This is a genomic window from Rhizobium atlanticum, from assembly GCF_030182485.1.
Classification (GTDB): domain Bacteria; phylum Pseudomonadota; class Alphaproteobacteria; order Rhizobiales; family Rhizobiaceae; genus Rhizobium.
Window position 1 is genome coordinate 154,899 of the sequence record NZ_JAQJCJ010000001.1, and the last position, 15,760, is coordinate 170,658.

At 61.7% G+C, this 15,760-nt stretch carries 12 protein-coding genes and 1 pseudogene; 7 read left to right on the top strand and 6 right to left on the bottom strand.

All coding sequences use genetic code 11. The annotated features are described in order from the left end of the window. Positions 1-12: 12 nt before the first annotated feature. Entirely contained in the window at positions 13-1,041 is a 1,029-nt protein-coding gene (locus tag PH551_RS00735; RefSeq protein ID WP_285191699.1) for a zinc-dependent alcohol dehydrogenase family protein, read from the bottom strand. A gap of 265 nt (positions 1,042-1,306) precedes the next feature. On the opposite strand from PH551_RS00735, the gene ypfJ reads away from it, so the two are divergent. Beyond that, complete coding sequence (ypfJ, locus tag PH551_RS00740; protein WP_285191482.1) at positions 1,307-2,224, top strand: KPN_02809 family neutral zinc metallopeptidase; 918 nt, start codon at positions 1,307-1,309, stop codon at positions 2,222-2,224. A gap of 184 nt (positions 2,225-2,408) precedes the next feature. Here the strand turns inward: ypfJ and PH551_RS00745 are convergent. Next, positions 2,409-2,591, bottom strand: a pseudogene (locus PH551_RS00745) (aldo/keto reductase); the annotation flags it as partial. A gap of 220 nt (positions 2,592-2,811) precedes the next feature. On the opposite strand from PH551_RS00745, the gene PH551_RS00750 reads away from it, so the two are divergent. Both PH551_RS00750 and PH551_RS00755 read left to right on the top strand, forming a co-directional pair. After that, entirely contained in the window at positions 2,812-4,056 is a 1,245-nt protein-coding gene (locus PH551_RS00750; protein ID WP_285191483.1) for a TCR/Tet family MFS transporter, read from the top strand. Positions 4,057-4,201: 145 nt separating this feature from the next. Then, complete coding sequence (locus PH551_RS00755) at positions 4,202-5,605, top strand: MATE family efflux transporter (protein WP_285191484.1); 1,404 nt, start codon at positions 4,202-4,204, stop codon at positions 5,603-5,605. 16 nt (positions 5,606-5,621) lie between these two features. Here PH551_RS00755 and PH551_RS00760 read toward each other — a convergent pair whose 3' ends face one another. Both PH551_RS00760 and PH551_RS00765 read right to left on the bottom strand, forming a co-directional pair. Continuing rightward, a complete protein-coding gene (locus PH551_RS00760) occupies positions 5,622-5,942 on the bottom strand; it encodes an antibiotic biosynthesis monooxygenase family protein (RefSeq protein WP_285191485.1) in 321 nt (106 codons plus the stop codon). A gap of 42 nt (positions 5,943-5,984) precedes the next feature. Next, the gene (locus PH551_RS00765) at positions 5,985-6,191 is read right to left on the bottom strand and encodes a hypothetical protein (protein WP_285191486.1); all 207 of its coding nucleotides are present in this window, start codon (positions 6,189-6,191) and stop codon (positions 5,985-5,987) included. Positions 6,192-6,268: 77 nt separating this feature from the next. Between PH551_RS00765 and PH551_RS00770 the strand changes: the two genes are divergently transcribed. After that, positions 6,269-8,041 (top strand): adenylate/guanylate cyclase domain-containing protein, encoded by a 1,773-nt coding sequence (locus PH551_RS00770; protein WP_285191487.1) that lies wholly within the window; start codon positions 6,269-6,271, stop codon positions 8,039-8,041. Positions 8,042-8,343: 302 nt separating this feature from the next. Here PH551_RS00770 and carA read toward each other — a convergent pair whose 3' ends face one another. Then, positions 8,344-9,549: a glutamine-hydrolyzing carbamoyl-phosphate synthase small subunit gene (carA, locus tag PH551_RS00775; protein WP_085780136.1), complete on the bottom strand. Its 1,206-nt coding sequence runs from the start codon at positions 9,547-9,549 to the stop codon at positions 8,344-8,346. Between the two features lie 269 nt (positions 9,550-9,818). Between carA and PH551_RS00780 the strand changes: the two genes are divergently transcribed. After that, entirely contained in the window at positions 9,819-10,274 is a 456-nt protein-coding gene (locus tag PH551_RS00780) for a GatB/YqeY domain-containing protein (protein ID WP_285191488.1), read from the top strand. 3 nt (positions 10,275-10,277) lie between these two features. Here the strand turns inward: PH551_RS00780 and PH551_RS00785 are convergent, their stop codons facing one another. Then, complete coding sequence (locus PH551_RS00785; protein WP_285191489.1) at positions 10,278-11,168, bottom strand: hypothetical protein; 891 nt, start codon at positions 11,166-11,168, stop codon at positions 10,278-10,280. Positions 11,169-11,835: 667 nt separating this feature from the next. Here PH551_RS00785 and dnaG point away from each other — a divergent pair. Together dnaG and recQ are read left to right on the top strand one after the other, a co-directional pair. After that, positions 11,836-13,833, top strand: coding sequence for a DNA primase (gene dnaG / locus PH551_RS00790; protein WP_285191490.1), 1,998 nt, complete (start codon positions 11,836-11,838; stop codon positions 13,831-13,833). After that, positions 13,833-15,701 (top strand): DNA helicase RecQ, encoded by a 1,869-nt coding sequence (gene recQ / locus PH551_RS00795; protein ID WP_285191491.1) that lies wholly within the window; start codon positions 13,833-13,835, stop codon positions 15,699-15,701. Before dnaG ends, recQ begins: the two co-directional genes overlap by 1 nt. The last annotated feature ends 59 nt before the right edge of the window (positions 15,702-15,760 follow it).

The window sequence follows — 15,760 nt, forward strand, 5'->3', positions numbered from 1 at the left end:
CGGCGCGGACGCCTATTCCCGGCCGGGGATGACGAGTGCCCGGATTTCGCCGCTGCGCGCCGGATTGACGATCGCGTCTGGGGCTTCTGCAAGCCCAATCCTGCGGGAGATCAACGGCTCGACCTTGATCCTGCCGGAGGCGATCAGATCGGCGGCGCGGCCATGGGTGAAGGGGTTGACGAAGGAGCTTATCAGCCTGACTTCGCGAAACAGCAGGTCAAAGGGCTCGATCTCGATTTTTGCCCCCTGCGGCATCACGCCGAGAATGACGGCAGTGCCGCCGCGGCGGGCAAGCCGCGGCGCCTGTTCCATGGTCTCAGCGACGCCGGCGCATTCGAAGACAACGTCGGCGCCGCGGGGCAGCAATCCGTCTGCGGCGGTGATGCGGGCAACGATATCGCCGTCGCCTGGATCGGCCGTTGCCGTGGCGCCGAGGATTTCGGCCAAGCGTCGTTTTTTGGCGCTGCGCGTCACCAGAATGACACGGGTGGCGCCGGCGAGCCTTGCCAGTTGAACCGTGAGCAGGCCGATCACGCCGCCGCCGAGTACGATGACTGAAGCGCCAGTATGCAGCCCGGCGAGATCGACGCCGTGGATGCAGCAGGCGAGCGGTTCGCAGAAGGCGCCGTGGAGCGGATCAAGATCGGTCGGCAGCGCGAAGGCCTGGCTTTGCGGCATGCAGACATAATCGGCAAAGCCGCCGTCGCGGTGAATGCCGATCGCCTGCAGGTTCCGGCAGAGATTGACTCGGCCGCGCCGGCATTCCCCGCAGCCGCCGCAGGAAATGTTCGGATCGCCGGTCACGCGCATGCCGGGGCGGAAATCGGTCACATCAGGTCCGACGGTCTCGACGATGCCGGCGAATTCATGGCCGAGCGTCACCGGCGGCTTTGACGGAAATTCGCCGTTGAAGATATGGCGGTCGGTGCCGCAGATGCCGCAGGCCTCGATCCGGACGAGCAATTCACCCGGACCTGGTGCCGGCTTTCCGACTTCGCAAAGTTGCAACTGTCCTGTCGCTTGCAGACGCACCGCCTTCATCGCCATCTCCTCCTGCATTCTCCCCTTCTAACAGGAAGGGCGAAAGCAGGAGTTGCGTCAAGCGGTTGACGCATCTTCTTTACGCGATGGGGACGCATGGCTGGGGCCGATGGGCTGAGGGAACAATATCCCGTCCGTCAAGTTTGCAGCCGAGGAGCCGTGCAGCCGCCGATTTTGCATGCGGTTGAAGCCGCTGGAATTCCTCCTGCTGACGGTTATATAAATTCATTGATGACAAGCATCTGGATTGGCGGGGAGAACGAAGATGGAATGGAGAGGCCGGCGTCAGTCCGACAATGTCGAGGATCGTCGCGGCGAGCCCACCGGCGGCGGTTTTGGCCGCGGCGGTGGTTTCAGCTTTCCCTCAGGCGGCGGTGTTCGCCGCGCCGGCGGTGGCTTGAGCATCGGCACGATCATCTTCCTCGTCGTCATCTATCTGATCTTCAAGGCGATGGGCATCGACCTGATGCAGGTGCTGGACACCGGGGGCATGTCCAGCGGCCCCGGCTACGAGCAGAGCGAATCCGGCGCCCGCACCCCCGCCAATGACGAAATGACTGCTTTCGTGCGGACCGTCCTTGCCGAGACCGAGGATACCTGGAACGGCATTTTCCAGGCACAGGGCCGGGATTACGAGGAGCCTCGGCTCGTACTCTTCTCCGACCAGACGCAGTCGGCCTGCGGCTTCGCCTCTGCAGCGAGCGGTCCGTTCTATTGCCCTGGAGATCATAAGGTCTATCTCGATACGGCCTTCTTCCAGGAGCTGTCCGATCGGTTCGGCGCATCGGGCGATTTTGCCGAAGCCTATGTCGTTGCGCATGAGGTCGGCCATCACGTGCAGAACCTGCTCGGCATCCTGCCGAAGTTCAACCAGGCCCGTCAGCGCATGAGCGAGGAGGAGGCCAACAAGATGTCGGTCCGCGTCGAGCTGCAGGCCGATTGCTTCGCCGGCATCTGGGGCAAGTATACCCAGCAGAAGGGTATCCTGGAGGCGGGCGATCTCGAGGAGGCGCTGAATGCCGCACAGCAGATCGGCGACGATACGCTGCAGAAGCGCTCGCAAGGTTACGTCGTGCCCGAGAGTTTCAACCACGGCACCTCGGCGCAGCGCGTCAGATGGTTCAAGCGCGGTTTCGACAGCGGACAGCTGACGGCGTGTGATACGTTTTCGGGGCCAGTTTGAGGTTTCCAGAGTCCCTGCGTGTGGCCCCTCATCCGACCCTTGGGGTCCCCATCTACCCGAGGGGAGAAGGGGACTTTCCGCGACGTCTCGATTCCCTCTTCTCCCCTCGGGAGAAGGTGCTCGTAGGTCGGATGAGGGGGCTACACGGCCGGACGTTTGAGCCCCTTTGACCTAACACCTAACCTCACTTCTCACTATCCATGCGCTGCAGCATATGCTCGGGATAGCGCCCGCCGGCCGCAGCATCCTTCGGCACGACGCGTTTAATGGCGGCGAAATCTTCTGCCGACAGATCCACCGCAAGTGAACCGAGCGCCTCAGTCAACCGGTCGCGGCGGCGGGCGCCGATGAGGGGAACAATGTTCTGCTTGATCTGGATGCCGTCGCGGCGATTGCAAGGGAGTTTTATCGCTACGATTCCCCGGAACGACGGCGCGCGTCTACCGGTTGAGGCCCTGACGATTTTCCCGTAGAACTCCTGGGATGCTTCCAGATGTTCACCGATTGTTTCAGTTTCTTTTCTGAGCTATGTCACTTTCCGGCGACGGAGATCGTCTTTTCAGAAACAGCTGCTGTAGAGATGCCTCATGCTTGATCCGAGATTCGTTCGCCGCGGCCTTTTCCTGGTCTTCGTCATCCTCTTCCTCGACATTATCGGCATCGCCATCATCATGCCGGTGCTGCCCGCCTATCTGGAGCAGCTGACCGGCGGCAGCGTCAGCGATGCGGCGATCGACGGCGGCTGGCTGATGCTCGTCTATGCCGGCATGCAGTTCCTGTTCGCGCCGTTGCTCGGAAACCTGTCCGACCGCTTCGGCCGCCGGCCGATCCTTCTGCTTTCGGTGCTGACCTTCGCCATCGACAACTTCATCTGCGGCATCGCCACCAGCTTCTGGATGCTGTTCGTCGGCCGCGTGCTTGCCGGCATCAGCGGCGGCAGCTTCGCCACCTGCTCGGCCTATATCGCCGATATCAGCACGGAGGAGAACCGCGCGAAGAACTTCGGACTGATCGGCATCGCCTTCGGCGTCGGCTTTACCATCGGCCCTGTCATTGGCGGATTCCTCGGGGAATTCGGCCCACGCGTACCCTTCCTCGGCGCTGCCGCTTTGTCGCTTCTCAATTTCATCGCCGCCTGCTTTCTGCTGCCGGAAACGCTGGAGGCGAAGAACCGTCGCCGCTTCGAGTGGAAACGCGCCAACCCCCTCGGCGCGCTGCGCCAGATGCGCCATTATCCTGGCATCGGCGGGGTCAGCCTCGTCATGTTCCTGTTCTTCCTGGCGCACGCCGTCTATCCCTCGGTCTGGTCGTTCGTTTCGACCTATCGCTATGGCTGGAGCGAGGGGCAGATCGGCCTGTCGCTCGGCATTTACGGCATCGGTGCTGCGCTCGTCATGGGGTTGGTCCTGCCGCGCGTCGTGCCTCTTCTCGGCGAGTGGAAGACCGCGCTTCTCGGCCTCTGTTTCTCAGCTGCAGGTTTGACCGGCTATGCCTTCGCCTGGGAGGGCTGGGTGGTCTATGTCGTCATCGTGGCGACCGTCATCGAAAACGTCGCCGATCCGGCGCTGCGCAGCATTGCCGCCGGGAAGGTGCCGCCTTCGGCGCAGGGCGAGTTGCAGGGCGCGCTGACCAGCCTCAGCAGCATCACCACCATTGTCGGGCCATTGATCTTCACGCAAATGTTCGGCTATTTCACGCGGCCTGAGGCGCCCGTCACCTTTGCCGGTGCGCCTTATCTCACGGCTGCCTTGCTCATTGTTCTGGCCGCCGGGATATTCCTCACGAGGGTTCGAGCCGGGGAGCCGGCCGAGGCGCTGGAAGGTATGGGCTGAACCGATCAGAAATGGTGATGGTATGATGAATTTTTCATCATCTGCCTGTTTTGGGGTAGTTCTTTGCGGGGCTTTGATTTAAGCCCGAGTGATATTTTTGCGCCAACTACGCGGCGTTGCAGATCTCAATCACAGGACTGGTGTCATGGACACGCCGATCGACGCGCGCAGCCTTGCGCCGACAAACGATAATCGTTGGGGTGCGCATTTTCGTGCAACACTGGCGCTCGGTATTCCGCTGATCGGCGCACAGCTCGCTCAGCTCGGCATCAATACCACCGACGTGATGATCGTCGGCCGCCTCGGCGCCGAGCATCTGGCGGCGATGGTGCTGTCGGCTCAATTCCTCTTCACCATCCTGATCTTCGGTTCGGGTTTTGCCATCGCCGTCATTCCGATGGTGGCGCAGGCCTATGGTCGCGGCGACGTCATCTCTGTGCGCCGATCGCTGCGCATGGGTCTGTGGGTGGTGCTTGGATATTGGGCCGTCATGCAGCCCGCCTTCTTCTATTCCGAGCAAATCCTGCTCTTCGCGCAGCAGAAGCCGGAGGTAGCCGAGCTCGCGCATGGCTATATCATGATCGGTCAGTTCGGCGTGCTGCCGGCACTGCTCTTCAACGTGATGCGCGCGCTGGTCAGCGCCATCGGCAAGGCAGGCATCATCCTCAACGTCACCATAGTCACGCTGGTGATGAACGCGTTCTTCGCCTATGCCCTCGTGCTCGGCCATTTCGGCTTTCCGGCGATGGGGCTCGAGGGTGCGGCGATCGTGTCGGTCGTCGTGCAGACGGCTGGTTTCCTCTTCATCCTTGCCTTTGTGCAGAGGCGGGAGGAGACGCGCCGATACGAGATCTTCGTGCGGTTCTGGAAGCCCGACTGGCATGCGCTGCTGGAAGTCATCCGGCTCGGTTTCCCGATCAGCGTCACCATCCTTGCCGAGGTCAGCCTGTTCACGGTGGCCTCGCTGCTGATGGGCTATATCGGCACGATCGAACTTGCCGCCCACGGCATCGCCCTGCAATGGGCTTCGATCGCCTTCATGATCCCGCTCGGCCTCAGCCAGGCGGCGACGGTGCGGGTGGGCGTCGCCCACGGGCAGGGCGACTATGACGGGCTGGTGCGGGCTTCGATCATGGTGTTCATCCTCGGCTGCGCCATTTCGGCGGTGGGCTCGGTGCTCTTTGCCACCATGCCGCAATTCCTCGGCAGCTGGTTTCTCGACGTCAGTTCGCCCGAGGCGCCCGAGGTGCTCGCCTATGCCGGGCCGTTGATCGTCGTTGCCGGGCTTTTCCAACTGGTCGATGGGCTGCAGGTGATCGCCAACGGATTGCTGCGCGGCCTGAAGGACGCGCGCGTGCCGATGATCATGGCGCTGATCGCTTACTGGCCGATTGGCTTCTTCCTGGCCTGGGCCTTCGCTTTTCCGTTGGGTCTGGGCGGCATCGGCATCTGGTTCGGCTTCCTTGTCGGGTTGGCGGCGGCGGCCGCCATGCTCTGCGGACGCTTCTATCTTCTTGTTCGCCGGGAGGGCGCAATCGCCGGCGTCTGAGCCGGCGTCCTTGCCCTCAGGCCGCGACAGGCTTGTAACTGCCGATATCGGCTCGAATGCCGAGACGCGAGAACATTTCCTGCGGATCGAAATTTGAGGCCTTGTGGGCGGCCGTCACGGCTGCCCGCGCACGCTCGACGACCTCGGTATTTTCCCATTCGGCGATGGTAACGAAATTGAATTCGCCGGGACCTGAGACCTGCTCCAGCACCCGGTGATCGATGAAGCCCTCCTGTGCCTCCAGCAGCTTGTGGGTCATCATCACTTTGACAAGAAATTCCTCACGCGCCGCCGCCGGCACGATGAACTTGTCGACACGATAGAAAGCTCCGCTCATCTATATCTCCTGCATCGGATCTGCGGGCAGTTCTGTAATTCCTCAAGCATGGTTGAGGTCAATAGTGAAAGGGCAGAGGCCGGTCGAATGTCCATTGCTTTCCTGTTTCGGCGACATTGTCGAAGCTTGATGCAACGGTGCGCCAGAAGCAGTTGCTGGCTCGGCGTCAAGGAACGACAGAGCAGTCATTGCGTGCAGCTTCAACGTTGAGTGCGTCGATGAGCCATTAGACAAGTCGATCTCAGCCAAGATCGCTCCAAGCCGCGGCTAGAAGTTCTTTCTTGCCTTCTGTCTCCCTGCTATCCTGGAAGTGAGGAGACCGCGCCATGAGCGAGAACCGAAAGCTGGCTGCAATCCTGGCCGCAGACGTGGTCGGGTACAGCCGGCTTGCCGGCGCCGATGAGGACCGCACCTTGGCGAGGTTACGGGCACTGCGCAGCGATCTCATCGATCCGACGATCGCCGTGCACCATGGCCGGGTGGTGAAGCGCACCGGCGATGGTGCGCTGGTCGAGTTCCGCAGCGTCGTGGACGCCGTGCGCTGTGCCATTGAGGTGCAGAACGGTATGCTGGAGCGCAATGACGGCGTGCCGCAGGACCGTCGCATCGAGTTTCGGATCGGTATCCATCTGGGCGACGTCGTGGAGGAAAGCGATGGCGATCTGATGGGCGACGGCGTCAACATCGCCTCGCGATTGGAGGGCGTCGCCGCGGCAGGCGCGATCTGCCTGTCCGAGGATGCCTATCGCCAAGTCAAGGCGAGGCTCGACCTCTCGGTCAGCGATCTCGGCAACACGCAACTCAAGAACATCACCGAACCGATCCGCGTCTATTCGCTGCAAGTCGGCAGCGTCGGGACCAAGGCAGCCGCCACCTCGGAAACCGCAACGAGTCCACCTGCGAGGGCAACGTCGCCGAAGCTGTCGATCGCCGTCCTGCCCTTCGCCAACATGAGCGGTGACGCCGAACAGGACTACTTCGCCGACGGCATCTCGGAAGACATCATCACGGCGCTATCGAAGTTGTCGCAGCTCTTCGTCATCGCCCGCAATTCGTCATTTACCTTCAAAGGCAGGAACGTCCACGTGCAGGAGGTGGGCACGAAGCTCGGGGTGCGGCATGTTCTTGAGGGCAGTGTGCGCAAATCAGGCAACAGGGTACGCATCACCGCGCAGCTCATCGACGCGACCACCGGCGGGCATCTATGGGCGGAGCGGTTCGATCGAGACCTGACCGACATTTTCGCGGTTCAGGACGATGTCACGCAGCGGATCGTCGACGCACTGGCGGTCAACCTGACAGAAGGTGATCGGAAAAGGCTGGTGCCGGGCCAGACCGGTCACCCCGAGGCCTATGACTGCTTCCTGCGTGGCCGGGAGCTGTGGCACCGGCTGACGAAGCAAACGAACAGCGACGCCCGCGATCTTTTGCAACATGCCGTCGAACTGGACCCCAACTTCGCCTCGGCACATGCCTTTCTCGCCCTTACCCATGGGCTCGACTACCTGAACCGGTGGAGCGCGTCGCCGCAACGCTCGCTCCAGCAGGCCGAAGAGGCTGCGATGCTGGCGGTGGCGCGGGATGAGAGCGACCCCGTGGCGCACTGGGCATTGAGTGTCGTCAGGCTTTACTCACGGCAGCACGATAGAGCCATCGGCGAGGCCGAGCGTGCGATAGGCCTCAACCCGAACTTCGCCGAAGGGCAGGTCAGCCTCGGCGAGGCACTTCTCTATTCAGGCAGATCCCACGAGGCACTCGCCTGTTTCGATCGGGCGAGGATCTTGAACCCGTATTTTCCGGATGTCGTTCTCCACTTTCAGGCCTGGGCCTGGTTTCAACTGCGAAGGTACGAAGAGGCCGTTGAATTGTTGGTGCAGCGCGTGAGCCGCAATCCCGTCACCGACGTCTCGCGCGCGCTTCTGGCCGCCTGTTACGGACACCTCGGCCGGTTCGAAGAGGCTCGGGCGACGTGGCAAGAGGTGCTGCGCGTCAATCCCGACTTCTCCTTGGAATACCGTCGCAAAGTCTTGCCCTTCAAGAACCCCGCCGATTTCGACCTCGCCATGGAGGGGCTACGCAAGGCCGGTGTCGTACAATGATGAGTGATCAATGCCCGATCTTGAACCTGTTAGCCATTTCGGCGGAAGATCAACAACAGCCGGTGCCGGCGTAACCACGACCTCCAGCGCAATCTGCCATCAATGTCTGCTTTCAGGAAGCTGCGAAGTCGCCCTCTACTTGCGGCGCAAAGCAGCCCTATCCTTCCACAAAGAAAAAAGGCCGCTATAGGCAAGCAGATAGCGGTCCTTTCTCTGATAGCTGTCTTTCAAGTTTCAAGAGATGCCACATTACGCTGGTGGCTGCCGGTTTGGCAGAGTTTGCGAAACCGGCACTTCTTGAACTAGCGCTCTGCAAGCGCCGGTTCGCCCTTCTTCTCGCGCACCATGTTGACGAAGCGGCGGAAGAGATAATGGCTGTCCTGCGGGCCGGGAGAGGCTTCCGGATGGTGCTGGACGGAGAAGACCTGCTTGCCGAGCACGCGCAGGCCGCAATTGGTGCCGTCGAAAAGGGAAATATGAGTCTCTTCAACGCCGTCGGGCAGCGACTTCGAGTCGACCGCGAAGCCGTGGTTCATCGAGACGATCTCGACCTTGCCCGTCGTGTGATCCTTGACCGGATGATTGGCGCCGTGATGGCCCTGGTGCATCTTTTCGGTCTTGGCGCCCAAGGCGAGGCCGAGCATCTGATGGCCGAGGCAGATGCCGAAGACCGGGATATCGGTTTTAACAAGCGTCTTGATGACAGGCACGGCATATTCGCCGGTTGCCGCTGGATCGCCGGGACCGTTCGACAGGAAGATCCCGTCCGGCTGCAAGGCGAGCACGTCTTCGGCGCTCGTTGTTGCCGGCACGACAGTCACCTTGCAGTCGAGGCCGGCAAACAGGCGCAGGATGTTGCGCTTGACGCCGTAATCGAGGCAGACGACGTGATATTTCGCATCCGCCGCACCGAGTTCGCCGTAACCTTCGTTCCAGACCCACGGCGTCTGCGCCCATTGTGAGGACTGGCCGGACGAGGCGATCTTGGCAAGATCGAGACCTTCCAGGCCGCTCCAGGCCTTGGCTTCGGCCTTCAGCGCCTCGATGTCGAAGACGCCGTTGGCGTCGTGGGCGATCACCGCGTTCGGGGCGCCGTTCTCGCGGATCCAGGCGGTGAGCGCACGCGTGTCGATGCCGCAAAGGCCGATGATGCCGCGGGCCTTGAGCCACTGGTCGAGATGTTTGGCGGCGCGGTAGTTCGAGGGGTCGGTGATGTCGGCCTTGAAGATGACGCCGACGGCGCCGTGGCGGGCGGCAGGGGTCAGGTCCTCGATATCTTCGTCGTTGGTGCCGATATTGCCGATGTGCGGAAAGGTGAAGGTGACGATCTGGCCGAGATAGGAGGGGTCGGTCATGATCTCTTCATAGCCGGTCAGCGCCGTGTTGAAGACGACTTCAGCCTGGACCTTGCCGGTGGCGCCGATGCCCTTGCCTTCGATCACCGTGCCGTCGGCAAGAACGAGCAGGGCGGTGGGCTTTTCGGTTGTCCAGGGTGCTGTTGCGGTCATCTTCATCCCGTTTCCGGCGGCTGATGCGCTTAGCCGCGCTCGTCGCCATTTGATCTCGCAGACGTGTGGGCACGGCAATGCCGCGCGCTTCAGGCCTGATCACGAATTTTGGTGCAGGTGGCGGTAAATAGCCACGCAATCGCTGAGCGTCAATCTTTGTAGCCGGGATTGCGGCCGTTTTCCTGCGCTTTATCGTGCCGATCGCGCAATTTATTTGATCCGTCGCATCGGCGTGGTTTATGAAGCGGCATCAAAAAAGGAGTGAAGACATGCTGCGCGATCAACTCGCCACCCAGCTGAAAGAGGCGATGAAGGCCAAGGATTCGGAGCGGCTGTCGACCGTTCGGCTGATTCAGGCGGCGATCAAGGACCGCGACATTGCCAATCGCGGTACCGGCAAGGAGCAGGCGAGCGACGACGAGATCCTGCAGATCCTCGCCAAGATGGTGAAGCAGCGCGACGAATCGGCAAAGATCTATGAGGAGAATTCCCGACCGGAGCTCGCTGCCAAGGAGCGTGCGGAAATCGCCGTCATTCAGGACTTCATGCCCAAGCAGCTTTCTGAGGGCGAAGTGCGCGCCAATATCTCGGCGATCATCATCGAGACGGGTGCTTCCGGCGTCAAGGACATGGGCAAGGTGATGGCGTCGCTCAAGGAGCGTTATGCCGGCCAGATGGATTTCGCCAAGGCATCGGCAACCGTCAAGGAGCTTTTGAACGGATAAGCCTCAGATGGCCCGTCTCGCCTGCGGCTCTTCACGGACCTCAGGTCCGAGCACGGCCTCGGCGGCGGCATCGACGATCGCAAACTTCGCCGCCTGGTAGTTCCAATATTCGAGGATAAAGCGCCGGGACAGCCAGAAGTCGCCCTTGCGCGAAGGTTCTGTCCAGCCGACGCTTTCCATGGTCGTGGCCTGGGTCAGAAGCCGCTTCAGGTGGGTATTGGAAATCATGAATTGCTCGCGGAGCTCCCGGAGCGACAGTGGGCCGATAACGACGCGCTCGGCCGCCCGAGGAAATTGCGGAAGGCGGGAGATCAGGTAATCCATCACCAGTCCGCCGGAATTCGCCCAGTTGAAGAGGTTGAAGGTGGGGCCCGGATTGCGCACGGACTCACTGCCGATGATCGCCCTTGCGATCCGCGGCTGAATCGCACCCATTGTCGCGGAGGGGTCGGCGGTGATCTGGTCGGCGCGTTCGCCGCCGTCGAGGCTGTCGAGGATCATCATATGGGTGACGAGCCATCGGATGAAATGCTGTTCGGCGATTTCGGTCGGTTCCAGATAGCGTGTGCGCTTGTCAGGTCCAGGCACCACACGCAGGAAACGATAGGCCAGCATTTCCTGCATGAAGGCCGCGGCCGTGTTGCGGCTGGCGATGTCATTCTTGACTGCGAAATCGACAAAGCGGCCGGAATAAAGGCCACCGCTCTGGCCGTCGTCGGGATGACCGTAATGAAGTGCGAAGCCGGCATGGGCCATCAACCAGCGCTGCTGCGCGGCGAAAATCGATGCGATGCGCGGGCTCTCGCGATAGATCGCAAGCAGTTGATTGGCGCAATGGAGGATCGCAGCGAGAAAGCGATCGTCTGCTGCAAGATTTTCCGCGGTGAAAGCCATTGGGAAGGGTCCAGGAGTTCGGCGCAACATCTTTCATTCACGCGCCGTCCGTCAACGGTTCCGTCGATAAGCGGTTAATTTCAAAGGGAGAGTTGGCAACAGAGCCTAAAATTTAAGAAGGCAGGAGCTGGGGGCGCTCCTGCCTTCTTGCTCTTTGCTTCCGCCGGCAACGCAGGGCTGAGGCCCAAGCCGGAGGGTATTTGCAAAGGCACCCTTGCGAAGCGGCGCCGGGGGTAGGGATGGTGCTTCGCTCGGGGATCGCTTTGTTGAGATCAAATCTATTGCGGTGCGGCCGTCTGTTCAAATTACAAAAAAATAATGATTGCCGGAAAAGGCGCTTCGAGAGGCTTCGAAGCGAAGGTTCGACAAGCGCCGCGAGGATGAGGGCGCACAAGCGGCGGCTGCGATAAGTGACTGTTTTTGAAAGATTTAATTCAACTCGGCCGAACGATCTCGCTCATGCCGAAGCACCTGCAGTGCCCGGCTTCACAGACGTTCGGCGACAATAATGTCGCACCCTGTCGCAGGGGTCGGTCACGAGTTGTTGATTGGATAACTGGCGCCGCGGACGTCGGGTGCACTTGCCTGTGAATAGCGGGTTTTCCTGACGAGTTTCGTGGCATGGTGCGGCAAAGCAGCTTATATGGAGCTTGGCCAAGAGGGATAAATGCGCTTTTCGAACACCTTTCTCGATGAGATCCGCGACCGCGTTCCGATTTCGAACGTGATTGCGCGCCGCGTCAGCTGGGACAAGCGCAAGACCAACGTCTCGCGGGGCGACTACTGGGCCTGCTGCCCCTTCCATGGCGAGAAATCGCCGAGCTTCCACTGCGAGGACCGAAAGGGTCGGTATCACTGCTTCGGCTGCGGCGTCACCGGCGATCACTTTCGCTTTCTGACGGAGCTGGAGGGCTTGAGTTTTCCCGAGGCGGTGCAGCAGATCGCCGACATGGCCGGCGTGCCGATGCCGCTTGCCGATGCCGCGATGGAGAAGCGCGAGAAGGAGCGCGGCTCGCTGATCGACGTCATGGAAATGGCGACCAGCTTCTTCCAGGACCAGCTGCAGACGGCCAATGGCGCAAAGGCGCGCGCCTATTTGCGCGATCGCGGGCTGACGGGGCGTACCATCGAGACCTTCCGTCTCGGTTATGCGCCTGACAGCCGCAATGCGCTGAAGGAATTCCTCGCGGGCAAGGGCGTCTCCAAGGAGCAGATCGAAGCCTGCGGCCTTGTCGTTCATGAAAACGTGCCGCTCTCCTACGACCGTTTCCGCGACCGCATCATGTTCCCGATTCTTTCGTCCCGGGAAAAGGTGATCGCCTTCGGCGGCCGCGCCATGTCATCAGATGCGCCGGCGAAATATCTGAACTCCAACGAGACTGAGCTCTTCCACAAGGGTAATGTCCTTTACAATTTCGCCCGCGCGCGCCGCGCCATACAGGGTCCCGGCCGCGGCGATCAGGATGACAATGCGAGCGGCACCATCATCGCCGTCGAAGGCTATATGGACGTAATCGCGCTCTATCAGGCGGGTATCGAAAACGCCGTCGCGCCGCTCGGCACAGCGCTCACCGAAAACCAGCTCGAGCTGCTCTGGAAGATGGTGCCGCAGCCGGTGCTTTGCTTCGATGGCGACGGCGCCGGCATTCGCGCCGCCAATCGCGCCGCCGAGCTGGCGCTGCCGCATCTGAAGCCCGGCCGTTCCGTCCGCTTCGCGCTTCTGCCTGATGGCAAGGATCCGGACGACCTCGTGCGCGACGAGGGCCGCGCGCCTTTCGACAAGGTGATGAGTCAGGCAAAGCCGCTTTCGGAGATGCTGTGGAGCCGGGAGATCAACACCGGCAAGTTCGATACGCCCGAGGCGCGCGCCGAGCTCGAAGCGCGGCTGAAGCAGCTCGTTGCCGTCATCGCCGACGAGAATGTGCGCCGTCATTACCAGCAGGATATTCGCGACCGGCTGAATGCCTTCTTCCAGCCGCAGTTCCAGAACCGCAACAGCGGCGGGCGGCGCGGTTTCAGCAGCAGCCCCCGGAACGCCCGCGACAATACGGCCAAGGCAGGACCGAAAAGCCCCAGCCTGATTTCCGATCGGCTCGCCCGCTCGGGCCCCGTCCGCGGACACCGGGACAATACGGCGTTGCGCGAAAGCGTGCTTGCGCTCACCATCGTCAATCATCCGGCCCTGATGATCGATGATTATGATGAAATCGCCGCGATCGAATATGACAGCCGTGAGCTGCAGCGGCTCTGGTCGGCGATGCTTGGCGCAGCCGCTGCCGTCGCCGGTCCGCATCTGACGCGCGAATATCTGACTGAGCGGCTGGAATTCGAAGGTTTCGGTCCGCTCATCAAGAGTCTCGACCAGCAGGTGCGCAATGCGAGGCTCTGGACGGCGACCGAGGAGGCGGCGATGGAGGATGCTCGTGAAGGCTATCGTCAGGCGCTCGCCTTCCACAAACGGGCGAAGGCGCTGCGCCGGCAGAAGATGGAACTCGAACGCGAGATTGCGCTGGCGACCGAAGCCGGCGACGGCGAGGCGATCATTCAGCTGATACGGGCGCAGCAGGAAGTGCATCTCGAAGGCGTACGCCTGGAGAACCAGGAGGCGATTATCGACGGCTTCGGCGTGCTTTCCGGCCGTGTCAAAGGGGCGGCGAACCACTGATGCCGCTCAGCGAACGCAAGGAGCCCGGTTTTTTCGTTTCCGATGCGCTGTTTTCCGCCGGCCGCTCGCCTCTCGACGTCCTGAAGCAGGTCTATGGTTATTCCTCCTTCCGCGGCAAGCAGCAGGAGGTGGTCGAGCACGTGGTTTCAGGCGGCGATGCCGTGGTGCTCTTTCCGACAGGTGCAGGCAAATCGCTCTGCTTCCAGATCCCGGCGCTTTGCCGTGACGGCGTCGGCATCGTCGTTTCGCCGCTGATTGCGCTGATGCGCGATCAGGTGGAGGCGATGAAGCAGCTCGGCATCAGGGCTGCGGCACTCAATTCGTCGCTGTCGCGCGAAGAGTTCGTCGAGGTTCGCCGTGCGCTTTCGGCGCGAAAGCTCGACCTTCTCTACGTCACGCCCGAGCGCATCCTGACGGAGGGTTTTCGCGAGCTGATCGCCAGTGATAAGATTGCGCTGTTTGCGATCGACGAGGCCCATTGCGTCTCGCAATGGGGCCATGATTTCCGCCCGGAATATCGCGAGCTCGGCCGCCTCGGTGAACAGTATCCCGGCGTTCCCCGCGTGGCATTGACGGCAACGGCCGACCCGCACACGCGTGACGATATCATCGAGCGGCTGGGGCTCGGCAAGGCCGAAATCTTCACCACCAGCTTCGACCGGCCGAATATTGCCTATGAAATCGTCGAGCGCGACCAGCCGCGCCAGCAGCTGCTGCGCTTCCTCTCCGGCCATAAGGGCAACAGCGGCATCGTCTATTGCCTGTCGCGCGCCAAGGTCGAGGATACGGCCGATTGGCTGAACGGGCAGGGCATCCGCGCACTGCCCTATCACGCCGGCATGGACCGGGCGCTGCGCGACGCCAATCAGGATGCTTTCCTGAAAGAAGAGAATCTCTGCTTGGTCGCCACCGTCGCCTTCGGCATGGGCATCGACAAGCCGAATGTGCGCTATGTCGCCCATCTCGACCTGCCGGGTTCGGTGGAGGCCTATTATCAGGAAACCGGGCGCGCCGGCCGAGACGGGTTGCCGTCCGAGGTCTGGATGGCCTATGGCATGGCCGACGTTATCCAGCGCCGCCGCATGATCGATGAGGGCAACGCCGCAGACGAAATCAAGCGGGTTGAGCGCGCCAAGCTCAATTCTTTGCTCGCGATCTGCGAAACCGCCTCCTGCCGCCGGCAGGCGATCCTTGCCCATTTCGGCGAGGCGCATGCCGGCCAATGCGGCAATTGCGACACCTGCCTGAAGCCAGTCGAGACCTGGGATGGCACGGAAGCGGCGATCAAGGCGCTGGCCGCGGTCTACCGCACCGGCGAGCGGTTCGGCGCCGGTCATGTCATCGATGTGCTGGTCGGTAACGTCAACGAAAAGACCGAGCGTTTCGGTCATGTCGATATGCCGATCTTCGGCGCCGGCAAGGACATTCCGGCGCGGACTTGGCAATCCGTCTATCGCCAGCTGCTCGCCATGGGGCTGATCCGTATCGATCATGAGGCCTATGGGGCGCTGAAGCTGGAGCCGGAGGCGCGCGCCGTCTTCAAGCATGAACGGCAGGTCTTCTTCCGCAAGGACCGGCCGGCATCGGAACGGCGTACGAAGAAGGCCGAGCGCAGCGAGCGCAAGTCAGGCCTGTTGGGCGCTGACGGCACGCTTTTCGCGGCGCTAAGAGCCGAGCGCATGGCGATCGCCAAATCGCTCGGCGTGCCGCCTTACGTCGTCTTTCCCGATACGACGCTGATTGCCTTTGCGACGGAACGGCCGCGCAGCCGCAAGGAATTGCTCGGCATATCGGGCGTCGGGCAATCGAAGCTCGAGCGTTATGGCGACGCTTTCCTGGAGATCATTCTCTCGCACGACAAGGATTGAACGGGCTCGCTGATTTTGGCGCAGCGAGAAGACAAGCAAGCAGCGATATGCTAACCCGA